This is a genomic window from Roseateles sp. P1_C1_2 (assembly GCF_056406535.1).
This window is the reverse complement of sequence record NZ_JBFUAB010000030.1, coordinates 42,281-65,727: the sequence shown is the minus strand read 5'-3', so window position 1 is coordinate 65,727 and position 23,447 is coordinate 42,281. Positions and strand designations below refer to the sequence as shown.

At 68.3% G+C, this 23,447-nt stretch carries 26 protein-coding genes and 1 riboswitch; of the genes, 12 read left to right on the top strand and 14 right to left on the bottom strand.

The window, feature by feature from the left end:
• Positions 1 to 56 precede the first annotated feature (56 nt).
• Positions 57 to 1,439 (bottom strand): sensor histidine kinase, encoded by a 1,383-nt coding sequence (locus AC1D2H_RS26200; protein WP_478012927.1) that lies wholly within the window; start codon positions 1,437 to 1,439, stop codon positions 57 to 59.
• Entirely contained in the window at positions 1,436 to 2,095 is a 660-nt protein-coding gene (locus AC1D2H_RS26195) for a response regulator (RefSeq protein WP_477931734.1), read from the bottom strand. Before AC1D2H_RS26195 ends, AC1D2H_RS26200 begins: the two co-directional genes overlap by 4 nt.
• A 92-nt stretch (positions 2,096 to 2,187) precedes the next feature.
• Here AC1D2H_RS26195 and AC1D2H_RS26190 point away from each other — a divergent pair, with 92 nt between their 5' ends.
• Both AC1D2H_RS26190 and AC1D2H_RS26185 read left to right on the top strand, forming a co-directional pair.
• Positions 2,188 to 2,643: a MaoC family dehydratase gene (locus AC1D2H_RS26190; protein WP_477931735.1), complete on the top strand. Its 456-nt coding sequence runs from the start codon at positions 2,188 to 2,190 to the stop codon at positions 2,641 to 2,643.
• Positions 2,644 to 2,672: 29 nt separating this feature from the next.
• Positions 2,673 to 3,578, top strand: coding sequence for a DUF808 domain-containing protein (locus AC1D2H_RS26185; RefSeq protein WP_478012926.1), 906 nt, complete (start codon positions 2,673 to 2,675; stop codon positions 3,576 to 3,578).
• Here AC1D2H_RS26185 and AC1D2H_RS26180 read toward each other — a convergent pair.
• The 6 genes from AC1D2H_RS26180 to AC1D2H_RS26155 all read right to left on the bottom strand — a co-directional run bounded on the left by AC1D2H_RS26180 (position 3,575) and on the right by AC1D2H_RS26155 (position 9,588).
• On the bottom strand, positions 3,575 to 4,375 hold the full coding sequence (locus AC1D2H_RS26180; RefSeq protein WP_478012925.1) for a hypothetical protein: 801 nt from the start codon (positions 4,373 to 4,375) through the stop codon (positions 3,575 to 3,577). The genes AC1D2H_RS26185 and AC1D2H_RS26180 overlap by 4 nt on opposite strands.
• A 92-nt stretch (positions 4,376 to 4,467) precedes the next feature.
• Positions 4,468 to 5,307 carry a segregation and condensation protein A gene (locus AC1D2H_RS26175; protein WP_477931829.1) on the bottom strand — a complete coding sequence of 280 codons (840 nt, stop codon included), beginning with the start codon at positions 5,305 to 5,307 and terminating at the stop codon, positions 4,468 to 4,470.
• 12 nt (positions 5,308 to 5,319) lie between these two features.
• The gene (locus AC1D2H_RS26170; protein ID WP_477931738.1) at positions 5,320 to 5,523 is read right to left on the bottom strand and encodes a DUF3460 family protein; all 204 of its coding nucleotides are present in this window, start codon (positions 5,521 to 5,523) and stop codon (positions 5,320 to 5,322) included.
• Between the two features lie 14 nt (positions 5,524 to 5,537).
• Positions 5,538 to 7,187, bottom strand: a complete 1,650-nt coding sequence (locus AC1D2H_RS26165; RefSeq protein WP_477931739.1) for a SulP family inorganic anion transporter — start codon at positions 7,185 to 7,187, stop codon at positions 5,538 to 5,540.
• Between the two features lie 132 nt (positions 7,188 to 7,319).
• Positions 7,320 to 9,365: a methionine--tRNA ligase gene (gene metG, locus AC1D2H_RS26160; protein ID WP_478012924.1), complete on the bottom strand. Its 2,046-nt coding sequence runs from the start codon at positions 9,363 to 9,365 to the stop codon at positions 7,320 to 7,322.
• Between the two features lie 40 nt (positions 9,366 to 9,405).
• Positions 9,406 to 9,588, bottom strand: coding sequence for a hypothetical protein (locus AC1D2H_RS26155; protein ID WP_477931741.1), 183 nt, complete (start codon positions 9,586 to 9,588; stop codon positions 9,406 to 9,408).
• A gap of 590 nt (positions 9,589 to 10,178) precedes the next feature.
• On the opposite strand from AC1D2H_RS26155, the gene minC reads away from it, so the two are divergent.
• Genes minC through minE form a run of 3 tightly spaced genes read left to right on the top strand, consistent with a single transcriptional unit; the run spans position 10,179 to position 12,136 of the window.
• Positions 10,179 to 11,015 carry a septum site-determining protein MinC gene (minC, locus tag AC1D2H_RS26150; protein WP_478012923.1) on the top strand — a complete coding sequence of 279 codons (837 nt, stop codon included), beginning with the start codon at positions 10,179 to 10,181 and terminating at the stop codon, positions 11,013 to 11,015.
• A 34-nt stretch (positions 11,016 to 11,049) separates the two neighbouring features.
• Positions 11,050 to 11,865, top strand: coding sequence for a septum site-determining protein MinD (minD, locus tag AC1D2H_RS26145; RefSeq protein ID WP_457354209.1), 816 nt, complete (start codon positions 11,050 to 11,052; stop codon positions 11,863 to 11,865).
• Positions 11,866 to 11,878: 13 nt separating this feature from the next.
• The gene (gene minE, locus AC1D2H_RS26140) at positions 11,879 to 12,136 is read left to right on the top strand and encodes a cell division topological specificity factor MinE (RefSeq protein ID WP_477931743.1); all 258 of its coding nucleotides are present in this window, start codon (positions 11,879 to 11,881) and stop codon (positions 12,134 to 12,136) included.
• Positions 12,137 to 12,283: 147 nt separating this feature from the next.
• Here the strand turns inward: minE and AC1D2H_RS26135 are convergent, their stop codons facing one another.
• Together AC1D2H_RS26135 and AC1D2H_RS26130 are read right to left on the bottom strand one after the other, a co-directional pair.
• Complete coding sequence (locus AC1D2H_RS26135) at positions 12,284 to 12,532, bottom strand: VF530 family protein (protein WP_478012922.1); 249 nt, start codon at positions 12,530 to 12,532, stop codon at positions 12,284 to 12,286.
• Positions 12,533 to 12,709: 177 nt separating this feature from the next.
• Positions 12,710 to 13,300 (bottom strand): 1-acyl-sn-glycerol-3-phosphate acyltransferase, encoded by a 591-nt coding sequence (locus AC1D2H_RS26130; protein WP_477931745.1) that lies wholly within the window; start codon positions 13,298 to 13,300, stop codon positions 12,710 to 12,712.
• A gap of 235 nt (positions 13,301 to 13,535) precedes the next feature.
• Here AC1D2H_RS26130 and AC1D2H_RS26125 point away from each other — a divergent pair, with 235 nt between their 5' ends.
• A complete protein-coding gene (locus AC1D2H_RS26125) occupies positions 13,536 to 15,203 on the top strand; it encodes a serine hydrolase domain-containing protein (protein WP_478012921.1) in 1,668 nt (555 codons plus the stop codon).
• On the opposite strand, the gene AC1D2H_RS26120 is transcribed toward AC1D2H_RS26125, so the two are convergent.
• Positions 15,187 to 15,465 (bottom strand): 2Fe-2S iron-sulfur cluster-binding protein, encoded by a 279-nt coding sequence (locus tag AC1D2H_RS26120; protein ID WP_478012920.1) that lies wholly within the window; start codon positions 15,463 to 15,465, stop codon positions 15,187 to 15,189. The genes AC1D2H_RS26125 and AC1D2H_RS26120 overlap by 17 nt on opposite strands.
• Positions 15,466 to 15,520: 55 nt before the next feature.
• Positions 15,521 to 15,685, top strand: a riboswitch (FMN riboswitch).
• Between the two features lie 247 nt (positions 15,686 to 15,932).
• Between AC1D2H_RS26120 and AC1D2H_RS26115 the strand changes: the two genes are divergently transcribed.
• The 3 genes from AC1D2H_RS26115 to AC1D2H_RS26105 are packed head-to-tail and all read left to right on the top strand — an operon-like array spanning position 15,933 to position 17,894.
• A complete protein-coding gene (locus tag AC1D2H_RS26115; protein WP_477931748.1) occupies positions 15,933 to 16,424 on the top strand; it encodes a 6,7-dimethyl-8-ribityllumazine synthase in 492 nt (163 codons plus the stop codon).
• A 52-nt stretch (positions 16,425 to 16,476) separates the two neighbouring features.
• Positions 16,477 to 16,971, top strand: a complete 495-nt coding sequence (locus AC1D2H_RS26110) for a YgjP-like metallopeptidase domain-containing protein (RefSeq protein WP_478012919.1) — start codon at positions 16,477 to 16,479, stop codon at positions 16,969 to 16,971.
• Complete coding sequence (locus AC1D2H_RS26105) at positions 16,968 to 17,894, top strand: tRNA dihydrouridine synthase (RefSeq protein WP_478012918.1); 927 nt, start codon at positions 16,968 to 16,970, stop codon at positions 17,892 to 17,894. The genes AC1D2H_RS26110 and AC1D2H_RS26105 overlap by 4 nt, the downstream gene beginning before the upstream one ends.
• Here the strand turns inward: AC1D2H_RS26105 and AC1D2H_RS26100 are convergent.
• The 3 genes from AC1D2H_RS26100 to ftrA form a co-directional block, all read right to left on the bottom strand.
• The gene (locus AC1D2H_RS26100; RefSeq protein ID WP_477931751.1) at positions 17,891 to 18,589 is read right to left on the bottom strand and encodes a DUF899 family protein; all 699 of its coding nucleotides are present in this window, start codon (positions 18,587 to 18,589) and stop codon (positions 17,891 to 17,893) included. The genes AC1D2H_RS26105 and AC1D2H_RS26100 overlap by 4 nt on opposite strands.
• Before the next feature lie 82 nt (positions 18,590 to 18,671).
• On the bottom strand, positions 18,672 to 19,331 hold the full coding sequence (locus AC1D2H_RS26095) for a peroxiredoxin (RefSeq protein WP_478012917.1): 660 nt from the start codon (positions 19,329 to 19,331) through the stop codon (positions 18,672 to 18,674).
• 85 nt (positions 19,332 to 19,416) lie between these two features.
• Positions 19,417 to 20,403: a transcriptional regulator FtrA gene (ftrA, locus tag AC1D2H_RS26090; protein ID WP_478012916.1), complete on the bottom strand. Its 987-nt coding sequence runs from the start codon at positions 20,401 to 20,403 to the stop codon at positions 19,417 to 19,419.
• Between the two features lie 65 nt (positions 20,404 to 20,468).
• Here ftrA and AC1D2H_RS26085 point away from each other — a divergent pair, with 65 nt between their 5' ends.
• Genes AC1D2H_RS26085 through AC1D2H_RS26075 form a run of 3 tightly spaced genes read left to right on the top strand, consistent with a single transcriptional unit; the run spans position 20,469 to position 23,442 of the window.
• Positions 20,469 to 20,873: a rhodanese-like domain-containing protein gene (locus AC1D2H_RS26085; protein WP_478012915.1), complete on the top strand. Its 405-nt coding sequence runs from the start codon at positions 20,469 to 20,471 to the stop codon at positions 20,871 to 20,873.
• A 23-nt stretch (positions 20,874 to 20,896) separates the two neighbouring features.
• A complete protein-coding gene (locus tag AC1D2H_RS26080) occupies positions 20,897 to 23,101 on the top strand; it encodes a S9 family peptidase (protein ID WP_478012914.1) in 2,205 nt (734 codons plus the stop codon).
• Positions 23,098 to 23,442, top strand: a complete 345-nt coding sequence (locus tag AC1D2H_RS26075; protein WP_478012913.1) for a translation initiation factor Sui1 — start codon at positions 23,098 to 23,100, stop codon at positions 23,440 to 23,442. Before AC1D2H_RS26080 ends, AC1D2H_RS26075 begins: the two co-directional genes overlap by 4 nt.
• Positions 23,443 to 23,447: the final 5 nt, after the last annotated feature.

Below are 23,447 nucleotides of genomic sequence, written 5' to 3'. Positions count from 1 at the left end.
TCAAACAAGGCTCCGGGTCGTTGAGGGAGTGACCGGCCATTGTTGAAAGCCGCGCCTTAAGGAACGCCCAAGACGGAGGCTGGCAGCTGCAGCGCGAAGCGCGCGCCGCAGCCGCCGGGCCGTGCGAGGCCATCGCCCAGCATGACCTGGCCGCCCAGCCGCTCGGCCGCCCGCGCCACGATGGCCAGGCCCAGCCCGCTGCCCTGCACGTCATGGCCGGCGCCGCGCCAGAAGCGCTCGAAGGCCAGTGCGCGGTCGTCGGGCGCAATGCCCGGGCCATCGTCGGCCACGGCCAGCCGCGGGCCATCGGGGGTGATGTCGAGGCTCACCTCGACGCGGCCGCCGCGGCCCACATAGCGCAGCGCGTTGTCGAGCAGGTTCTGCAGCACCGACTGCAGCGCCATCATGTCCAGCCGCACCGGCAGGTGGTCCGGCGCGTCCAGCGCCAGCGCGATGCCTCGCTCGCGCGCGGCGCCCGCCTGTTCGGCCAGCCGCTGCGCGCAGAAGTGCGCCAGGTCGAGGGCGGCCGGCGTGGTGGGCTGATCGTTGTCGAGGCTGGCCAGGTCCAGCAACTGGCGCGACAGGTGGGCACTGCGCGCGATGGCGCGTTGCAGTTCGGCGGCGGCGGTCGCGCGCGCCTCGGCGTCGCCCGCGCGTACGAGGGCGTGAGTCTGCGTAGCGACGACAGCCAGCGGTGTGCGCAGCTCGTGCGCGGCCTCGTGCACGAAGGCGCGTTCGCGGGCGCGGCGTTGGCGCAGGCGCTGCAGCAGCGCGTCGAAGGCCTGGCCCAGCGGGCGCAGCTCGCGGTAGCACAGGTCCACGTCCAGCGGTGCCAGGTCCTGCCGCAGGTCCAGGCCGTGCAAGCGGCGCGCAAAGCGGCGCAGCGGCGCCAGGCCCGTGTAGACGGCGATCCACAGCGGCAGCAGCATCAGCGGGAAGCCCACCAGCAGCTGCATGCCCAGCGCCCCACTGGCAAAGCCGAGCAGCTGTGCACGCGACAAGGCCGGCTCGGCCAGCCGCAGCGACCAGCGCGGCCCGTCCTGCCGGTAGGTCCAGTGCATGCGGCCGGCGATGGTCTGCTCACCGACGCCTGGCTTGGCGATGGCGTCGCCGGCTGCCGACGCGTAGACCTGCCGGCCTTCGCGGTCCAGCAACTGCACGCGCAGCGGGCCGGTCGTCATGCTCAACCCCGCGCGCAACCCGTTGATGTAGCGCGTGTGGCCATCGAGCACGCGGGCTGCCAGCACGGCATCGTCGATCTCCTCCAACCCCGCGGCCAGCTGCCGGCCCAACTGGCGCACGCCGGGGTCGGTGGCCAGCTGGTGCTGGATGTCGAGCTGGTCGTCCAACAGCAGCAGCACCGAGCACAGTGTGAAGGCGAGCAGCAGCGCGAGGATGAGCCGGCGCGTCAGCGTGGGTTGCAGCCACTGCAGCTTCATGCGCATTCCAGCCAGTAACCCACGCCGCGCAGCGTGCCGATGCGGGTCGCACCCACCTTGCGGCGCAGGTTGGCCAGGTGCACCTCCAGCGTGCCGAACTCCATCGGCTCGCCCAGCGGCGCCAGGCGCTGCGCGAGCTGGTGCTTGGCGACAACGCCACCACGCTCGCGAGCGAGTTCCAGCAGCAGCTGGAATTCACGTGGTGACAGCGCCAGCTCCACACCCTCCAGCAACACCCGCTGGCGGCGCGGTTCGATCGTCAGGCCGCCCAGCGTCCATTGGTCGCTCGCCTGCTGGGCGCAGCGCCTCAGCACCGAGCGCAGCCGCGCGATCAGCTCCGGCATCTCGAAGGGCTTGATCACGTAGTCGTCGGCGCCGCCATCGAAACCGGCGAGGCGGTCTTCCAGTGCGGCGCGCGCGGTGATGACGAGGACCGGCACCGTGCTGCCCTGGCGGCGCCAGCGCGTCAGCAACTGGCGGCCGTCGCCGTCGGGCAGGGTCTGGTCCAGCAGCACGGCATCCTGCGCGGCGGGGGCGAGTTGCAGGGGCGCATCGGCACAGCGACGCAGCCAGAGACTGCTGTGCCCTTCGGCGTGCAGGGCGGTTTGCAGCGCGGCGCCCAGGTCGAGGTCGTCCTCGATCAACAGAATGTGCATGGGAAATGGATGGCGATGTCGCCTGGGCTACGGTCGGGCGGGGCGCGCGAGGGTAACGTGGCAGCACGACCGCTCCACTCTGGCCACCCCGAATGCGCATCTTCGAGACCCTTGCCGATCTTCAAGCCTTGATCGGCCAGCCCCTGGGCCACAGCGACTGGATCGGCGTCGACCAGGCCCGCGTGAATGCCTTCGCCGAGGCTACCGAGGACCGGCAATGGATCCACGTCGACCCCGAACGCGCCAAGGCGGGGCCGTTTGGCGGGCCGATTGCGCATGGCTTCCTGACGCTGTCGTTGATCCCCTATTTCTTCGAGACCGGCTTTGCGGTGCGCGAGAGCCGCATGGTGCTGAACTACGGCCTCAACAAGGTGCGCTTCACGGCGCCGGTGCCGGTGGGCAGCCGGCTGCGCGCGGGTTTCAAGCTGCTGGCCATGGACGATGTCGCCGGTGGCGCGGTGCAATTGACGGTGGAAGTGGCTGTTGAAGCCGAGGGTATGTCCAGGCCGGTGTGTGTCGCGGAGAGCCTGGCGCGGCATTACCGCTAGCATCGCGGGCTTTCAACGCCCGCTCCACCATGGCCTCCAGCCTGCTTGTTCTTCTCGACGACATCGCCACCCTCCTCGACGACGTGGCGACCATGACCAAGGTCGCCGCCACGAAGACCGCCGGCGTGCTGGGCGACGACCTGGCGCTCAATGCCCAGCAGGTCACCGGCGTCAATGCCGATCGCGAACTGCCGGTGGTGTGGGCCGTGGCCAAGGGCTCGCTGCTGAACAAGGCCATCCTGGTGCCCGCGGCCTTGGCCATCTCGGCCTTTGCCCCGTGGGCCATCACGCCCTTGTTGATGGTGGGCGGCGCCTATCTGTGCTTCGAGGGCTTCGAGAAGCTGGCGCATAAATTCCTGCACAGCGCCGAGGAAGACAAGGCGCATCACGACGAGTTGGTCAAAGCCGTTGCCGACCCGAAAGTCGACATGGCCGCCTTTGAGCGCGACAAGGTCAAGGGCGCCATCCGCACCGACTTCATCCTGTCCGCCGAAATCATCGTCATCGCCCTGGGCACCGTGGCCAGTGCGCCGCTGCAGACCCAGTTGGCCGTGCTGGTGGCGGTGTCCTTCGCGATGACGGTGGGCGTCTACGGTGTTGTGGCCGGCATCGTCAAGATGGACGACGCCGGGCTGTGGCTGTCGCGCAAGGCCGGCGCTGCGGCGCAGGCCGTGGGCCGTTTCCTGCTGGCCGCAGCGCCGCAGTTGATGAAGCTGCTGACGGTGCTGGGCACGGCGGCGATGTTCCTGGTCGGCGGCGGCATCCTGGCGCACGGCATCGCGCCGCTGCACCATGCCATCGCGCATCTGGCCGAGGGCCGGGCTTGGGTTGTGTCGGCCGTGCTGGAGAACGGCGCGAACGGGCTGGTGGGCGTGGTGGCCGGGGCGCTGGTGCTGGCCGGTGTGACGGCGGTGCAGAAGCTGCGCGGGCGTTAAGCCGGGTCGGGCGTCAGGCTCGCAGATCTCGTCCGGGATTCGCGGCGTTCGAGCTGCGCCATCAGGTCTTCGGTACGCAACCGGCGGCCCAGCTTGTGGCCATGGGTGCGCAGCGCCGAGCGCACCTCGTCCAGTTCGCCTTGCGTGGGTCGCAGCGGATGCAGTGCGCGCGCGAGCTGCGGCAGTATGGCTTTGCGCATGAAGCGCTGGCCGGACTGAATGCCTTGCCACACGACGAGAGCAAGGCCGATGAGCCCGAACACCAGGAACAGCGTGCCTTCCTCTTCCGGCATGAGGCCGTGAAGCGATGCCGGCCCCACGACCAACAGCACCAATGCCGCGACGATGGCCAGCAACATTTCCTTGTCGAGGTGGGTCGTGGAGAAGTGTTCCTCGACCTTGCCCGACAGCACCATGAAGGGCTCCCGGATGAGCGCGCCGCGTTCATCGGCGGATAGCGATTGCAGGTCGCCCGCAATGCGCGCCTCCAGCGCGAAACGCTCGCTCCGCGCGTCGTCGATGCCCGGATAGGTCTGCGCGACCAGCTCCGCCAGTGGCGTGCGTGCCTTGCCCACGCCAGCGTAGGTGGCGGGCTCGGCCCGCAGCGTTGTGCCGCACTCGGTGCAGGCGCGCTCGTGTCCCACCAGCTCGCCCTCGCCGGAGCTGATGTAGTAGACGTGGCCCGCCGAGCCCACGCGCACTAGTGTGAAGGCCGTCGTCTTGCGGCAGATGGGACAGAAATCGGCCACCTGGCCGAGCTTCCTGCGGACAATCTTTCTCCCCCAGACGATGAACATCTTGCTTGCTCCCTGGCCGCGGCCTGATCTTTGGGGCAGCATGTTGCCAGCAGTGGCGCCGACCGAAGCTCAACGCAAACCCGCGGCAGGGGCTAGCTGGCGCTGTAGGCCAGCCTGACGTAGATCGGCGCAAACGCCTCGGCCTGTGTGATCTCGAGCAGGCGCTCCTTGGCCAGCTCCAGCATCGCGATGAAGGTGACGACGAGGACGGCGTGGCCGCGGGTCACGTCGAACAGGGCCTCGAACTCGACGAAGCGCTGGCCCTGCAGCCGGCGCAGCACGATGCTCATGTGCTCGCGCACCGACAGCTGCTCGCGGCTGATCTTGTGGTGCTGGTTGAGCTTGGCGCGCCGGAGGATGTCGAGCCAGGCTTCGCGCAGGTCGTCGGTATTGACGTCGGGGAAGTTGGGCGTCAGCGACTGCTCGATGTGCACCTGGGCACGCAGGAAGTCGCGGCCCAACTGCGGCAGGCGGTCCAGCCGCGCGGCGGCCAGCTTCATCTGCTCGTACTCCAGCAGGCGCCGCACCAGCTCGGCACGCGGGTCCTCGACTTCCTTGCCGTCTTCGCTGCGCTTGGGCGGCAGCAGCATGCGTGACTTGATCTCGATCAGCATCGCGGCCATCAGCAGGTATTCGCTGGCCAGCTCGAGGTTGTGCTTGCGCAGCTGCTCGACATAGCTGAGGTACTGGCGCGTCACGTCGGCCAGCGGGATGTCGAGGATGTTGAAGTTCTGCTTGCGGATCAGATACAGCAGCAGGTCCAACGGCCCCTGGAAGGCCTCCAGGAAGACCTCCAGCGCATCCGGCGGGATGTAGAGGTCCAGCGGCATCTGGAACAGCGGCTCGCCATACAGGCGCGCCACCGCCACCGCGTCGACCACCTCGGGCATATCCGGGGCGGCGGACTCGGCGTGGCTGGATTCCTCAGCCATGACGGTCAAGGTTTACTTGCCGGAGGTCTGGTAGACGTAGGGCTGCTGGGGCACGCGGGCGTCGTCGAAGTCGGCCTGCGCGCTGCGATCCTGCGCCTTGTCCCACAGCAGGGCACGGCCGGCGCGCTGTTCGGCCTCCAGCGTCGGGCGCTGGGCCTTCAGCTGCTCGATGAAGGAGGTGACTTCGGACTTGTAGGGCTTCCAGAACAGGGGCATGGCGGTCTCTTGGGCTAAGGGACTGATTTTAGATCGGCGATGCCGGGCACGATGGCGGCGTCGCCCAACTCGGCCGCCAGCCCGGAGCGGCGCAGCAGATCCAGGGGCTGGGTGTTGACGTGGGCGAGCACCAGGGCCACGCCGCCCTTTGCCAGGGTGCGGTGCAGCTCGCGCAGGGCTTCCATGCCCGAGGTGTCCATGACGACGAGGCGGTGCATCTCGAACACGACGGCTCGCGTGCCCATGGGTAATTGCTCGGGAAGCGACTCGATCTTGCCGACCGCGCCGAAGAAGAGGGCGCCGTAGAGCTCATAGGCGACCACGCCCTCAGGCAGGGGGCCGGCGTCGAAGCGGCTGATCGTGAACAGCTGGCCCATGCGCCAGACGAAGAAGACGCAGGACGCGATCAGGCCTACTTCCACGGCGACGGTCAGGTCGGTTACGACGGTCAGCGTGAAGGTGCCCAGCAGCAGCGTGCGATAGCTGAGCTTGAAGCGGCGCAGCCGGGCGAACTCGTGCCAGTCGCCCATGTTCCAGGCCACCACGAGCAGGATGCCGGACAGGGCGGCCAGTGGCACGTGCATGGCCAGGGGCGCGGCCACGAGCAGGATGAGCAGCAGGCTCAGCGCATGCACGATGCCAGCAACGGGGCTGCTGGCGCCGGCGCGGATGTTGGTGACCGTGCGGGCGATGGTGCCGGTGGCCGGCATGCCGCCGAACAGCGGCGCCACCAGGTTGGCGATGCCCTGGGCCATCAGCTCCTGGTTGGGGTCGTGGCGGGGCAGGTCGGGCGTCAGCTTGTCGGCCACGCGGGCGCAAAGCAGCGATTCGATGGCGCCCAGCAGCGCCAAGGTCAGGGTCGGGATGACGAGCTGGCGCAGACCGTCCCAGCTGACGTCGGGCCAGGCCAGCGCGGGCAGGTTCCGGGGGATGCCGCCGAAGCGGCTGCCGATGGTTTCCAGCGGCAGGTTCAAGAGCGCGGTGGCCAGCGTGGCGCCCACGAGCGCGATGACGGTGCTGGGCAGCAGCGCCAACCAGCGCCGTACGCCGCTCAGGGCCTGCTGCCCGATGTTCTTGGGCCAGAGCAGCACCACGGCCACGGCCGCGCCAGTCGTCGCAACGGCCCAGGGATTGAAGCCTGCCGCGTGCGCGCCCAGCACGCCGATCTGGCCGAAGAAGTCGGCCGGCATGGGCACTCGTGACAGGCCCAGCGCGTCCTTCAACTGAGCCAGTGCGATCAGCACGGCGATGCCGTTGGTGAAGCCGGTGACGATGGCCACCGGGATGTAGCGCACCAGCACGCCCAGCTTGAGAGCGCCCATGGCGAACAGCAGCACACCGGCACCCATGGTGGCGAGCAGCAGATTGGCCAGGCCGTGGCGCTGCAGGATGCCGTATACGACGACGATGAAGGCGCCGGCTGGGCCGCCGATCTGCACGCTGGAGCCGCCCAGCAGCGAGATCAGCAGGCCGGCGATGATGGCGGTGGCCAGGCCTTGCTCGGGTCGCAGGCCGGAGGCGATGGCGAAGGCCAGGGCCAAGGGAAGGGCGACGATGCCGACGGTCAGGCCGGCGCCGAGGTCAGCGAGGAAGCGCTCCCGCGTGTAGCCCGACCGCAGCGCAAGCGCGCGGGGCCGGAAGGGGTGGAGCTTGGGTAGTGGCATGGAACCTCCGAGGTGGCGACGACGCGGTGGGCGAGGTCGCGGCTGGAGGTCCGCAGTGGTAGCGCTCGGCGATGAAACGCCGGCGCCGAGAAGGGCCGAGCAGCGAACGGGGCGTTGCCCGGCGCATGGTGCTCAGCGCACCCGCATGCCAGGCTGGGCGCCGCTGTGGGGCTCCAGCACGAAGATGCCCGGCTGGGCCTTTTCGTCGGCATGGCTGGCGGCCAGCACCATGCCCTCGCTGATGCCGAACTTCATCTTGCGCGGCGCGAGGTTGGCGACCAGCACGGTCAGCTTGCCTTCCAGGTCTTCCGGCTTGTAGGCACTGCGGATGCCGCTGAAGACATTGCGCAGGCGGCCTTCGCCAGCGTCCAGTGTCAGGCGCAGCAGCTTGTCCGAGCCTTCGACGAGTTCGGCCTTGACGATCCTGGCGATGCGCAGGTCAACCTTGGCGAAGTCGTCGATCTTGATCTCGGCCGCGATGTCCTCGCCGCCGGGCACGACCTTGGGCGCCGGCGGCGCCTCGAACAGCTGCTCGACCTTGGCGAGGTCGACACGCTGCATCAGGTGCTGGTAGCCGCCGATCTGGTGGGCGCCAAGGGCGCGGGCGCTGTCGCTCCACTGCAGCGGTGCGATCTTCAGGAAGGACTCGACCTGGGCGCTCAGTGCCGGCAGCACGGGCTTGAGATAGAGGGTCAGCAGGCGGAAGGCCTCGATGCAGACGCTGCAGACGTCGTGCAGGGCCGTGTCCATGCCTTCCTGCTTGGCCAGCTCCCAGGGCTTGTGCTGGTCGACAAACTCGTTGACCTTGTCGGCCAGCAGCATGATCTCGCGGATGGCCTTGCCGAACTCACGCGCTTCGTAGAGCTCGGCGATGGCGCCGCTCTGGGCGCGCAGCGCGTCCAGCAGCATGCGGCCTTCCACGCCGAGGTCGCCGCTGAGGTGGCCGTCGAAGCGCTTGGTCAGGAAGCCCGCGGCGCGTGACGCGATGTTGATGAACTTGCCGACCAGGTCGCTGTTGACGCGGGCCGCGAAGTCCTCGGGGTTGAAGTCGATGTCCTCGACCTTGGCATTGAGCTTGGCGGCGATGTAGTAGCGCAGCCATTCGGCGTTCAGGCCGAGGGCGAGGTACTTCAGCGGGTCCAGGCCGGTGCCGCGGCTCTTGCTCATCTTCTCGCCGCCGTTGACGGTCATGAAGCCATGCACGAAGACGTGGTTGGGCGTCTTGCGGCCGCTGAAGTGCAGCATGGCCGGCCAGAACAGCGTGTGGAAATACGTGATGTCCTTGCCGATGAAGTGGATCTGCTCCACCGCCGGGTCGGCCATGAAGGCGTCGTAGTCCCTGCCAGTCTTGCCGAAGTAGTTCTTCAGCGAGGCGAGGTAGCCGATGGGGGCGTCCAGCCAGACGTAGAAATACTTGCCCGGCGCGTCGGGAATCTCGATGCCGAAGTAGGGCGCGTCGCGGCTGATGTCCCAGTCGCTGAGCTTGTTGTTGCCGTCCTCGTCGGTCTCGAACCACTCACGGATCTTGTTCAGCACCTCGGGTTGCAGGCGCCCGGCCTCCTGCGTCCACTGGGTCAGGAAGTCGACACAGCGCGGGTCGCTCAGCTTGAAGAAGTAGTGCTCGCTGGTCTTGAGCAGCGGCGTCGCGCCGGACAGCACCGAGTAGGGGTTCTTCAGCTCCGTCGGCGCATAGACGGCGCCGCAGACCTCGCAGGAGTCGCCGTACTGGTCCTTCGCGCCGCATTTGGGGCACTCGCCCTTGATGAAGCGGTCCGGCAGGAACATGGACTTGGCCGGGTCGAAGAACTGCTCGATGGTCTTGGTCGAGATCAGCTCGTTGTGGCGCAGCGCGAGGTAGACGGCCTTGGACAGCTCGTGGTTCTCGGGCCCGTCCGTCGAATGCCAGTTGTCGAAGCTGATGTGGAAGCCGTCGAGGTATTGCTTGCGGCCGGCCGCGATCCCGGCGACGAAGTCCTGCGGCGTCTTCCCGGCCTTCTCGGCCGAAATCATGATCGGCGCGCCGTGGGCGTCGTCCGCGCAGACGAAATGCACTTCGTGGCCCGCCATTCGCTGGAAGCGCACCCAGGTGTCGGCCTGGGTGTACTCCATGATGTGGCCGATGTGGAAACCGGCGTTCGCGTAGGGCAGGGCGGTGGTGACGAAGAGCTGGCGGGGCATGGGCGCTGAGAGCGGGAGGATGCGGACGGAACTGCGGATTCTAGGTTTGCGGGTTGGCGGGGGCGGCCGGGTCGGCGGCGGCCTCACCATCGGCTTGCGGCTCATCCGGGGTGTCGGGCTCGTCGGGCTTGCCGCTGAGCTTGCGCTGGCGCTTCTCTTCGGCCTTGCGTTTCTTGGCCAGCTCGCGCTGGCGTTTTTCGTAGCTGTAGTTCGGGGTAGCCAAAATGGACTCTCCTTGAGGTGGCCGGCCCAATGTAGCTTGCGATGGCGCCGGCAGCGCTACCAAGTTGCAGCCGAAAGCTCGGCAGCGCATCAAGGATCGCGCTTAAGTCACTGATTTGTAACGCTTCTGAAAGCTATCCACCGACTCTGTGGAAAACTTTGTGGAGAACCCCCCTCCATCGCAGCCAAGCCCTTATGGAATGCGGGTCCGCTTAGGTTGCTCAATTTCTAGGCAGCTGCGGTTCGTTTATATGAATCAATAACTTAGCGTCATGGCACGGAGAGCCCATGCGGCAGGGGGCAGGAGGGCTGGCGGGGCTTGACGCCTTCCAGGTTTGGGGATAAGTCAAGCCGCCAAGTGCAGATGTCACGGGTTGGAATGACATTTCGATGCGCTTTGTCCCCGCCCGCTGTGGACAAGTCTGTGGGCCGACTGACGACATCGACGCTAAGTGCTTGATCGGCCTGCCCGGCGCTTGCAATGCCCGTTTTTGAGGCGTCGCGGTGGAGGCGGTCTGGGGGCAGTCCCCAACAGGCAGGCTGGGGCCGGCAGCTAAACTCGCGCCCTTTTGAACGGGCGGCAGCGGCGCAATGGCGGATTTGACGAGGGAAAGTGGCGGGCGCGGCAAGAGCGCAGCGCGCGCCGGCACTTTCGAATTGAAGTCGCGCCGCTTCAGCCTGTTGGGCTTGGTGCTGCACAGCGCCGACATGGACGAGCTGGCGGCCGACTGGGCCCAGCGCGCCGGTGCCGGCGGCTTCGAGCATGAGCCGGTCGTCATCGACCTGAGCCAGCTGACGCGCGCACCGGCCGCCGCGACCGCACCCGTTGAAGGCCAGGCACCGCTGGCGCTGGAGGGCCCGGCCCCCGTCGACCTGAAGGCCATCGTCGACCTGCTGCGCAACAGCCAGCTGCAACCCGTCGCCGTGGCGGGTGCAACGGCCGAGGAACTGGCCCTGGCGCACGAGCTGGGCCTGGCCGACGCGGCCGACGAGCCGGTCAGCGAACGCGCTGCCATGGCGCCCGCCGAGACCGTGCGCGAGGTGGTGCGAGAGATCACCGTCGAGAAATTCATCGAGAAGCCCGCCGCGCCCGCGCCGACGATGGTCATCGACAAGCCGCTGCGCTCCGGCCAGCGCATCTATGCCAAGGGCGGCGACCTGGTCGTGCTGGCCCTCGTGAACCATGGCGCCGAGGTCATCGCCGACGGCAGCGTGCATGTCTATGCACCGCTGCGCGGCAAGGCCATCGCCGGTGCCCGTGGCGACACCTCGGCACGCATCTACGCGCACAGCCTCGAGGCGGAGCTGCTGTCGATTGCCGGCATCTACCGCACGACCGAGAACCCGCTGCCGGCCGATGTGGCGGGCAAGCCGGCCCAGGTCCTGCTGGATGGCGAGAAGCTGCTGATGCTGCCGCTGGCCTTCTGAAACCGATTGAACTGAACGAACAGGAAAGCTCCAGATGACCAAGATCGTCGTCGTCACCTCCGGCAAGGGCGGGGTCGGCAAGACCACCACCAGCGCGAGCTTCGCCACCGGCCTCGCCATGCGCGGCCACAAGACCTGCGTCATCGACTTCGACGTCGGCCTGCGCAACCTCGACCTCATCATGGGTGTCGAGCGTCGCGTCGTTTACGACTTGATCAATGTCGTCAACGAAGAGATCAAGCTGACCCAGGCGCTCATCAAGGACAAGCAGCTCGACAAGCTCTACATCCTGGCCGCCTCGCAGACGCGCGACAAGGATGCGCTCAAGCAGGAAGGCGTCGAGCGCGTGCTGAACGAACTCAAGGCGATGGAGTTCGACTTCATCGTCTGCGACTCGCCGGCCGGTATCGAGACCGGCGCGCTGATGGCCATGCACTACGCCGACGAGGCGCTGGTGGTGACCAACCCCGAGGTCTCCTCGGTGCGCGACAGCGACCGCATCCTGGGCATGCTGAGCAGCAAGACCAAGCGCGCCATCGAAGGCGGCGACCCGGTCAAGGAGCACCTGCTCATCACGCGCTACAACCCGAACCGGGTCGAGGGCGGCCAGATGCTGAGCCTGGACGACATCCACGAGATCCTGCGCACGCCGCTGATCGGCGTCATCCCCGAAAGCGAGAGCGTGCTGCAGGCCTCCAACCAGGGCACGCCGGCCATCCACCTGGCCGAGACCGATGTGGCCGAGGCCTACAAGGACGTCGTCGCGCGCTTCCTGGGTGAGGACAAGCCCATGCGCTTCACCGAAGCCGTGAAGCCCAGCTGGTTCAAGCGCGTCTTCGGCGCCAAGTGATGGGAGCCGCGCAATGGGATTCCTGAACTTTTTCCTCGGCGAGAAGAAGAGCTCGGCCAGCGTCGCCAAGGAGCGGCTGCAGCTCATCCTGGCGCACGAGCGCAACGGCCGCAGCTCCAGCCCCGACTATCTGCCCCAGCTGCAGAGGGAGCTGGTCGCCGTCATCAGCAAATACGTGTCGATCAACCCCGACGACATCAAGGTCCACATGGAGCGCCAGGGCGACCTGGAAGTGCTCGAAGTGAAGATCGAACTCCCGGAAACTCGTTGACCCCTCGCCCAGTCTCGCCGCGCTGAACGCGGGCGAGCCTGGTCGGTCCCCCAAGGGGACGGCGATGCACGCGGCATCGAGCCGCGCGCACATCGCCCTGGTGGGCCGGCTTGGGAGCGGCCCGGCGCTCGGCCCGAATACAGGTCGCTAAGCGCGTGGCTGCGCAGCGCGGGCCTGCTCGCGCCGCATGAAGAGATAGAGGCTCTCGACCTTGGCGCGCGCCCACGGCGTCTTGCGCAGGAACTTCAGGCTCGACGCCACGCTGGGGTCGATGCGAAAGCATTTGATCTCGATGCGCTGGCCCAGTTCGGCCCAGCCGAAATGCTCGACCAGCGCGGTCACGATGGCCTCGAGCGTGAGGCCGTGCAGCGGGTCTTTGGAAGGGGTGGCGGGCATCGTTTGCGTGAAGCGAAATCGGTAGTTTCGTTGGTGTTCGGGCCGAGCGCCGGGCCGCCCCAAGCCGGCCCGCCTGGCGATGTTGACCGGGCTTGATGCCCGGTCAATCGCCGTCCCCTCGGGGGACCGACCAGGCCCGCCCGCGTTCAGCGGCGCGAGACTCGGCGAGGGGCTTGTCTATTCGTGCGTGAACTGGTCTGAGTTCTTGCCCTTGTACTGGGCGTAATAGCGCTTGATCTCCGCCATGTCGGCATCGACGTCGCCGGTCGGCCTGAAGATGGGTCCCAGGCCGACGAGCTTGCGCGGGTAGTCCATGTGGGCCATGACGATGGGCAGCTTGGCCGTGACGGCGATCCAGTAGAAGCCGGTCTTCCAGTAGATGGTCTTGCTGCGTGTGCCCTCGGGCGGCACGATGAGCTGCACCGGGCCGTCGGCGGCCTGCAGGGCCTCGGCCGAGGCCGCGACGAGATTGTTGGATTGGCTGCGGTCCACCGGGATGCCGCCCAGCCAGCGCATCAGCCCCCCGAACGGGAATTTGAAGATCGAGGCCTTGCCCATCCAGTAGGGCGTCAGCCGCAGCGCGAAGGCGGTGAAGAGGGTGTAGGGCAGGTCCCAGTTGCTGGTGTGCGGTGCGGCGATGAAGACGCTCTTGCGCGCCTCGGGCAGCAACTCGCCCTGCACGGTCCAGCCGGCGAGCTTGAGCCAGGCCACGGACAAGCCGCGCAGCACGGTGCTGACCCCGGGAGTCGTGAAGATGGTTCGGTGCATGGCCGCAATTGTCCCGCCGCGCCGGCCTGCCTCAATCTGAGGCAGAGCAATAAAACTGCTGTTCTGCCAAGGACTTGGGCTTGCAGCCCGCAGGCTGTTCACGGGGTTGTCCACAGCGGCTGTGGACGGCCGTTGCGGCTCATGCCGCGCTTCCTGCCGTTGGTCGCACGCCCGCTTGCCGGGAGCACGGTCTGCCGCGATGCTGCGCGCCGTCCCCGCCACTCGCGAGCCCCCCATGCGCCACTCATCGATTTCCGTCGCCGTCCTGCTGTCGTTGTTGATCACTGCGGTCCAGGCCGGCCAGCCCGCCACGCCCGCGGCCATGGCCGCGTATGCCGACAAGCTGCTCGACGAGAGCAAGCTCGGCAAGGACGGCCCTGGCGTGACCGTGCTGGTGGCGCGCGGCGACCAGCTGCTCTACAAGGGCGCCCGCGGCATGGCCAGCGTCGAGCTCGGCGTGCCCCTGCAGCCCGACCAGCTGATGCGCATCGGCTCCGTCACCAAGCAGTTCGCCGCTGCGGCCCTGCTCAAGCAGATCGACGAAGGCAAAGCCCGCCTGGACGACCCGCTTTCCAAATTCCTGCCCGACTATCCCAACGGCAGCCAGATCACGCTGCTGCAACTGCTCAACCACACCTCGGGCGTCAAGAGCTACACCGGCATCGCCGGCTATATGGGCAACCTGGTGCGCCGCGACCTCAGCACGGCCGAGCTGATCAAGGAGTTCAAGGACCAGCCGGTGGACTTCGCACCTGGCGAGAAGTGGGCCTACAACAACTCCGGCTATGTGCTGCTCGGCGCCGTCGTCGAGGCCATCTCGGGCAAGAGCTGGCACCAATCCATCGACGAGCTGCTGCTCCAGCCGGCCCACATCACGAGCGTGCACTACCAGGCCGGCGACAAGCTCTTCAAGGGCATGGCCCAGGGCTACACGCTGAACGGGCGGCGTGAAGTGGCGCCAGCGGGCCTGCTCAGCATGACCCAGCCCCATGCGGCCGGCGCGCTGATCGCCAACACCGAAGGCCTGTGGCGCTGGAACCAGGCCCTGCACGGCGGCAAGCTGATCAGCAAGGCCAGCTACGACGGCATGATCACGCCCGTCAGCCCGGCCAAGGCCTTCAACTACGGCTTCGGCATTGGTACCGGCACGCTGCGCGGCCAGCCCATGCTGTCGCACGGCGGCGGCATCCACGGCTTCGTGTCGACGCTGAACTATCTGCCGCAGAGCCAGACGACGGTTGCCATCCTGCGCAACACCGACGGCCCGGGCTTCAACATGGACCTGGTGGCGCGCAAGCTGGCGGCATTCGCGATCGGCGAGCCTTTTGCGGAACCCAAGGCTGCGGCCGTGCCGGCCGAGCAGCTGAAAAGCGCGGAAGGTATCTATGCCCGTGAAGACAAGCAGACGCGCTTGCTGCGCGTGAAGGAGGGCGTGCTGCACAGCCAGCGCAGCAGCGGTGGCAGCAACGCCTTGATCGCTCTCGGCGGTGACCGCTTTGCCTTTCCCGATTCATTGACCTGGCTGCAGATCGAGCGCGGCGCCGATGGCRGGCCCGTCGCCGCCCGCGTCTTCAACAATGGCGAGAACGAGGCCGAGCGCTGGGTGCGCAACGGCGAGTTGCCGCCCGAGCTGGCCTTCATCACGCTGAGCCCCGCCCAGATGCAGGCCCTGGTGGGCGACTACAGCTCCCCGCAGTTCTCGGTGCGTGTCTTCATCGATGAACGGGGACGCCTGCAGGGCCAGGCGCCGGGTCAACCGGCTTTCGAGCTGAAGGCCAGCACGCCGCGCCGCGCCCATGTGCCCCAGGTCGACGCCCAGCTCGACTTCGGTGCCGAGGAGGGGCAGGCCGCTTCGGTGACGCTGCTCCAGGGTGGGCAGAAGCTGCTCATGCCGCGGAAGTGATCGTCACATCGCTGCGCGCCTCCGCGACGCAGGGCAGGATGAACCCATCCGCCTTTTCCTCGTAGGACAGGCCCGGCCATTCGACGCGGTATTCGATGCGCCCCTCGACGAGGCGCGAGATGCAGCTGCGGCAGGTGCCCGTGCGGCAGGACCAGGGCAGTTTGAGCCCGGCAGCCAGGCCGGCCAGCAGCAGCGTCTGGTCGGCCGCGGCCGTGAAGGTCTCGCCGCCGGGTTGCAGCGTCACTCGGAATGTCTCGGACATGACCGCCATCATGCCGTCCCGGCCCTAATATGGCCGTGCCGGTTCGCAAGACCGGCAGCGTTCTCAGGGCGGGGCGGAATTCCCCACCGGCGGTATGCGCTCGATGAAAAGAAGTTGAGCGCGAGCCCGCGAGCGCCTTTGCCGCGCAATCGGCGAAGGGTCAGCAGACCTGGTGCGATGCCAGGGCCGACGGTCACAGTCCGGATGAAAGAGATCGCGTGGCGGAAACGCCGAACGAGTCCCTTGCGGGCTGCGTATCCCTGCTTTGGGCGATCTGCGGCGTTGCAAATCCTCGCCATGGCAGCGGCCATGGCTGTGGTTTGCGCCTTGCAGCTCATCCCAAACCAGGGCGCGCCGCCTCGCAATGAACTCGCCCGGCGTTCCCCGGCGTGCTTGCGTTGAGCGGGCACGCCGCTGCTGCGTGCGCTTGCCCTGATTCTGGAAAAACCGTCTTTCAAGAGGACACCATGAATCAGACCCTCAATCCCGTTTTCAATCTGACCCGCCTGCCGCGCGTGGCCATCCTGGCCGCCAGCTGGCACAAGGACATCGTCGGCGTCGCCGTGTCGGCCATCCGCAGCGAGTTCGGCCGATGTCGGATTCCCGCCGAACAGGTCACCGTCATCGACGTGCCCGGCGCCTTCGAGATCCCGCTGCATGCGCAGCGCCTCGCGCGCACGGGTCGTTTCGACGCCGTCATCGCCTGCGCGCTGGTCGTCGACGGCGGCATCTACCGCCACGACTTCGTCGCCCAGACCGTCATCCAGGCGCTGATGGATGTGCAGCTCGAAACCGATGTGCCCGTGTTCTCCGCCGTGCTGACGCCGCACCACTTCCACGAGCATGGCGAGCACAAGCGCTTCTTCGCCGAGCATTTCTCCACCAAGGGCCAGGAGGTGGCGCGCGCCTGCCTCGCGACAATAGCGAGCCTGGACCAGCTGAACACGCTGTCCGCCTGATCTTGCCCCCGGCGCGGTGCCCTCCCTGGCGCCGCGCCATTTGAATCGCCCCATGCTCGCCGCCCGCTACCTCGCCGGCTACCCGCCGGAACTGATCGCTCAAGCCGAGCAACTCCGCCTGGACGGCCGCCTTGCCGACCATCTCGCCCGCCGCCTGCCCGAACGCCACGAGGTGCGCAGCGACACGGCCCTGTTCGAGCTGGTGCAGGAGCTGAAGAACCGCCACATGCGCAATGCCGGCCCGCTGCAGTACGTCGGCTTCGACGCCAAGCTGCGCGTGCTGCAGCAGGCGCTGGGCACGCACACCCGCCGCACACAGGTGCAGGGGGCCAAGCTCAAGACGCGCCGCGAAATCCGCGTCGCCACGCTGTTCAAGGAGGCGCCGGCCGCGCTGCTGAACATGATCGTCGTGCACGAGCTGGCCCATTTGCGCGAGCTGGAGCACAACAAGGCCTTCTATCAGCTCTGTCAGCACATGGAGCCGGACTACTTCCAGCTCGAGTTCGACCTGCGGCTCTACCTCATGCATCTCGAGGAATCGAAATGATCCTCCTCGCCCCGATGGAAGGCCTGCTCGACCACATCCTGCGCGACGTGCTGACCCGCGTTGGCGGCGTGGACCGCTGCGTGTCCGAGTTCATCCGCGTCACTGACCAGCTGCTGCCCAAGCGCGTCTTCACGCGCATCGTGCCGGAGCTGAACAACGGCGGCCGCACCGCCGCCGGCGTGCCGGTGCACCCGCAACTGCTGGGCTCGGACGTGAACTGCCTGGCAGAGAACGCCGCCCGCCTGGCCGAGCTCAAGCCCGAGGGCATAGACCTGAACTTCGGCTGCCCCGCCAAGTGCGTGAACCGCCACCGCGGCGGCGCCGTGTTGCTGGACGAACCGGAGCTCATCCACGAGATCGTGGCCGCCGTGCGCCGCGCGGTGCCGGCCGACGTGATGGTGTCGGCCAAGATGCGCCTGGGCTATCTGGACGACAGCAGGACGCTGGACGTCGCCCGCGCCATCCATGCGGCGGGCGCACAGGAGATCGTCGTCCACGCCCGCACCAAGGCCGATGGCTACAAGCCGCCGGCCTACTGGGAGCGCATCGCCGCCGTGCGCGAAGCCGTGCCGCTGACCATCATTGCTAACGGCGAGATCTGGAGCGTCGAGCATGCCGAGCTGGCGCGCGAACGCAGCGGCTGCGAGCACCTGATGCTGGGCCGCGGCATGGTGGCCGACCCCGGCCTGGCGCTGCGCGTGGCGGGCCGGAGCACCGAGCCGGTGCCCTGGCGCGAGCTGTTGCCGCTGATGCAGGTCTTCTTCGACCAGGTGCGCGCCCATGTCGCGGCCAAGCACCAGGGCGGGCGGCTCAAGCAGTGGCTGCACTATCTGAAGCGCGCCTACCCCGAGGCTGACGCGGCCTATGCCGAGCTGCGCACGGTGAACGACGCCGGCGAGCTGGCGCGCCGGCTCTTCGCCTAGTACTGCAGCTTGGGGTACCAGTCCTTGTCGCGGCCCTCGGGCGTCAGGTCCAGCATGGACCACAGCGACGCGATGTCCGGCGCGTCGCGCGGGTCCTGGTCCGGGTCGGCCATCTCCCGGGTCATGGCGCTGGACCAGAACAGGCGCACCTGGTCGCCGTCGCGCTTGAACACGACCAGGGCCGGGTTCTCGCTGCCGTCGGGGTTCAGCAGGCCGAGGTCCTTGGCGTAGTCGTCGCCGACGGTCTGCACGAAGTTCAGGTCGCGCCAGCCGCGCTGCTGCGCAAAGGCGTACTGCCGCTCGACCGGCGAGCGGCCGAGGATCTTCAGCGCCACGCGCTGCTTGATATCGGCCGCATTGCCATTCACGGCGCCCAGCCAGTTGGTGCACATCGGGCAGGGCCGCTCGCGCTGCGGGCCGTACATCCAGAAATAGGTCACCAGCGCCTGCTGGGTGCCGAACAGTTCGAGCAGGCTGACCTCGAAGCCCTGTTCGTCCTTGAAGCGATAGGCCTTGTCGATGACCGGCCCGGGCGGCAGCGCGCGGCGCTGCTCGGCCAGGCGCGTCATGTGGCGGCGGAACTCGATCTCCTCGGCAAGCAGGGCCTTGCGAGCCTTCAGGTACTCGGCCGAGGCGCCGGGGAAGGGGATGTTGGCCTTGTCGGCCAGCTGGGTGGCGGGGGTGAGCTGGGCCATGTGCAATCTCCAGTCAGGCCAGAAAGCCTAACTCCGATGTCGGCCGGCATCGCCCCCGGGTGGTAACAGATCGCGCAGGTGCTCAGCTCGGCTGCTTGGTGATGCGCAGATAGGGCTTGGGCGCCTTCCAGCCCTGCGGGAACAGCGTCTTGGCGTCTTCGTCGGACACCGAGCCGGCGATGATGACGTCGTCGCCCTGCTTCCAGTTCACCGGCGTGGCGACCTTGTGCTTGGCGGTCAGCTGCATGCTGTCCAGCACGCGCAGGATCTCGTCGAAGTTGCGACCCGTCGTCATCGGATAGGTCAGCATCAGCTTGATGCGCTTGTCCGGGCCGACGATGAAGACCGAGCGCACGGTGGCGTTGGTCGCCGCGGTGCGGCCCTCGGACGTGCCGTCGATGTCGGCCGGCAGCATGTTGTAGAGCTTGGCGACGTTGAGGTCATGGTCGCCGATCATGGGGTACTTGGGCAGATGGCCTTGCGTCTCCTCGATGTCGGCGGCCCAGCGGTGATGGTTGTCCACCGGGTCCACCGACAGGCCGATCAGCTYGGCGTTGCGCTTGGTGAACTCGGGCTCGATCTTGGCCATATAGCCCAGCTCCGTCGTGCACACCGGCGTGAAGTCCTTGGGGTGGGAGAACAGCACGGCCCACTTGTCGCCGATCCAGTCGTGGAACTTGATCTCGCCTTGGGTGGTCTGGGCGGTGAAGTCGGGGGCGATGTCATTGATTCGCAGGGACATGGGGCTCTCCTAGGTGGCCGGGGGAAGACGTGGATCATAGGAACGAAGCAAGGACCTGTTGCGCATGAGCTTGTTCGCGCAGCGTCTATGTGGCGGCGCCGAAAGCGGCCCGATAGGCGCGGGGCGCCAGGCCCAGCCGCGCCTGGAAATGGTGGCGCAGCGCCTGCACGCTGCCAAAGCCCGCCTCGGCGGCCACGCGCTCGACGGGCAGGGCACTGGCCTCCAGCAGGCGCTGGGCCTCGGCCACCCGTTCGGCGATCAGCCAGTCGCCGGGTGACTGGCCCGTGGCCTCGGTGAAGCGGCGCAGGAAGGTGCGCGGACTCATCAAGGCGGCCTCGGCCATGCGCTCCACCGTCCACGGCGCGCGCAGGTCGGCGCGCACCTGCTCCAGCACGCCGGCCAGCCGATGGCCGCGGTCGGCCGGCACGGGCCGCTCGATGAACTGGGCCTGGCCGCCGCTGCGGTGGGCCGGCATGACGAGGCGGCGCGCCACGCTGTTGGCGGCCTCGACGCCGAAATCGCCGCGCACGATGTGCAGCATCAGGTCGATGCCGGCGGCGCTGCCGGCCGAGGTCAGCACGCGGTCTTCCTCGACGTAGAGCACGCCGGCGTCGACGGCTATCGAGGGATGGCGTTCGCGCAGCTTGTCGGCGTAGCGCCAGTGCGTGGCCGCACGCCGGCCGTCCAGCAGGCCGGTGGCGGCCAACGCGAAGGCGCCCGAGCAGATCGACGCCAGCCGCGCGCCGCGTTGCCAGGCCTGGCGCAATCGCTTCGCGAAGGCCTCGGGCACCGGCACGTCGGCACCCTTCCAGCCGGCCATGACGATGAGGTCGGCGCGGTCCAGCAGCTCGATGCCACCGTCGCTCGTCACGCTCAGGCCGCCATGCGCCCGCAGCGGCCCGGGCTCGATGGCGGCACTGGCGAAGCGGTACCAGCCCGGTCCCATCTCCGGCCGCGCCAGGCCGAAGATCTCGGCGGCGATGGCGAACTCGAAGGTGCACAGGCCGTCATAGACCGGCGCGACGACAAGCGGCCCCGTCGTCTTTGGCGTGATGTTGGCGATGCTTGTCATATGCGCCAATTGTGGCGCAGTGCGCTGCTCGGCACCATGACGGCACTCATCAACAGGAGCCCGAAATGCCCAGCCAAGTCACCGCCATCCCCGCCGCGCCTGCCCATCTGGCCGAGGCCCACTTCGCCGCCGAGTTCACCTTCGAGGCCGACTGCTGGGACGTGCATGACGCACTGACCCAGGGAGCGGACTTCGTGCTGCTGGATGTGCGCTCGGCCGAGCTGTACGCCCGCGGCCATGTGCCCGGCGCCATCCACTTCCCGCACGGCAAGCTCGTCGAGAGCAAGCTGGCCGCCTGGCCCATGGACACCCTCTTTGTGACCTACTGCGCCGGCCCGCACTGCAACGGCGCCGCCCGCGGCGCGCTGCGCCTGGCGCGCCTGGGCCGGCCGGTGAAGATCATGGCCGGCGGCATTACCGGTTGGCTGGACGAGGGCTTCGAGCTCGCGAGCGAGGCAGTCGCCGCCTGAAGCCACGCCGCTAGCATGCGGGGATGAAGACATTTCTGACCCTGCTTGCCAGCGTCTGCGTCACGAGCGCGGCCCTGGCCCAGCCTCCGGCGCTGACCCTTGAACGCATCACCGCCGACCCGCCGCTGGCCGGCCGCCTGCCGCGCCAGGCCGAGATCTCGCCGGGCGGGCAATGGGTCAGCTTCCTGCGTCCTTCCGCCGCCGACAGCGAGGTGCTGGAGCTGTGGGCACAACCCAGCGCCGGCGGCGAGCCGCGCAAGCTGGTGGCCGCCGCCGACCTGCTCGGCGGCACGGCGCAGAAGCTCAGCGAGGCCGAGAAGATGGCGCTGGAGCGCCAGCGCATCAACCAGCGCGGCATCACCGGCTACCAATGGTGCGGTGCTGGCGACAGCGCCTTGCTCTTCCCGCTGTCGGGCGACCTCTACCTGGTGCGCCTGGGCCCCGGTGGCCCGCAAGCCCAGCGCCTGACCAGCACGCCCGACGCGCCCAAGCAGGACCCACGCTGCGCCCCCGACGGCAAGACCCTGGCCTATGTGCAGGGCGGCAACCTCTTCGTGCTGCCGCTGGGCGAGGCCGTCAAGCCGCGCCAGCTGACCACCGACGGCAGCGACACCCTGAGCTGGGGCTTGGCCGAGTTCATTGCCGCCGAGGAACTGGGGCGCCAGCGCGGCTTCTGGTGGTCCAAGGACGGCAAGTCCCTGCTGGCCCTGCGCGCCGACGAGTCCGGCGTGGCCGTCAAGACGCGCGCCCAGATCTTTGCCGACCGCACGGCCATGACCGAGCAGCGCTACCCGGCCGCCGGCGAGGCCAATGCCAAGATCACGGCCTTCGTCATCGATGCCGCGACCGGCCAGCGCCGCGAGCTGCCGTTGCCCGCGACGGCCGAGTACATCAGCCGCGCCGGCTGGTTTGCGGATGGCACGCCCTGGCTGCAATGGTTCAACCGCGACCAGACACGGCTGACGTTGACCGAGTTCAAGGCCGCGCCACGCGACATTACCGTCGAGACCGATGCCGCCTGGGTCGACGTGCATGACGACCTCATCGAGACGCCGCGCGGCCTGCTCTGGTCCAGCGAAGCCTCGGGCCGGCGCCAGTTGCTGCTGCTCGACCGCGCGACCGGGCAGCGCACGCCGCTGACCCGCCAGGCCGAGGCGGTCGCGCATGCGGTCTGCGTGGGCCAACGTGGCGTCGTCTTCGCGGCCGCCGGCGACCGCGGCAAGGCTCGCGAGCTCTATCTGCAGCCGCTGGCCGGCGGCCCGGCCCAGGCCCTGGCTGGCGGGGCCCAGCGCCAGTGGCGCGAGGCCAAGGCCGACAGCGCCTGCGCCCGCCTGCTGGTCACCCGCTCCGCCTGGGGCCAGCCGCCGCGGCTGGAATTGCGCGGCCTGGACCAGCAAGGCGTCATTACGCTGGCCGGTGACGCCCCCGACCCGGCGCTGGAGGCCTTCACCAATGTGCCGCTGGCGCTGGACCTGATGGCCGCCGACGGCCGCACGCCGCTGAACGCCTTCTTCTTCGCGGCACGGCGCCAGGGCGGCAAGCACCCGACCATCGTGCTGGCCTATGGCGGCCCGGGTTCCGCCACGGTCAACTGGGGCTGGGGCCGCGACATGCCGCTGATCGCCTACTGGCAGCAGCGCGGCTACGGCGTGCTGATGCTGGACGTGCGCGGCATGGAGCACCGCGACCGCGACTACACGCGGGCCCATTACCGCAGCTTCGGCAAGCACGAGGTCGCCGACCTCTTCGCCGCCGTGCGCCAGCTGCCCGGCCTCGTGAACAGCGTCGACGCAACGCGCATCGGCTTCTTCGGCTGGAGCTATGGCGGCTTCCTCGGCGCTCGCGCCGTGCTGGACGCCGACACACCGTTTGCCGCCGCCGTCGCCGTCGCGCCCGTGACCGACTGGACGCTCTACGACACCGCCTACACCGAGCGCTATCTTGGTATGCCGGAGGGGGGCAAGGCCGCGACCTATGCCAGCGCCAACCTGCCGGCCCGCGCCGCGCTGCTGTCCAGGCCGCTGCTGCTGGTGCATGGCACGGCCGACGACAACGTGCTGTTCGAGCACACGCTGCGCCTGGTCGAGGCTTTGCAGACGGCCGGCAAGACCTTCGACCTGCAGATCTACCCCGGCAAGGCCCACGGCATCGCCGGCCGGGCTGCGCGCCTGCACCTTTACCGCACGATGGACGCCTTCTTCGAGCGGCATCTGAAGCCTGCGCCATGAGCCTTGTCTATTCCACCGACGTCGGCCGGGTCTGCCCTGGTTGCGGCCAACCTGCTGCGCAATGCGTCTGCAAGGCCAAGGTCCGCCCGGTGGGCGACGGCATCGTGCGTGTCAGCCGTGAAACGGCCGGTCGCAAGGGCAAGGGCGTCACCGTCATCAAGGGCCTGCCGCTGGACGACGCGGCGCTGACGACGCTGGGCAAACAGCTCAAGGTACTGTGCGGCAGCGGCGGCACGGTCAAGGATGGCGTCGTCGAAATCCAAGGCGACCACCTCGACAAGGTGCTGGCCTGGCTGAAGGCGCGGCCCGAGGGCTGGACGGTCAAACGAGCGGGCGGTTGAGCCCC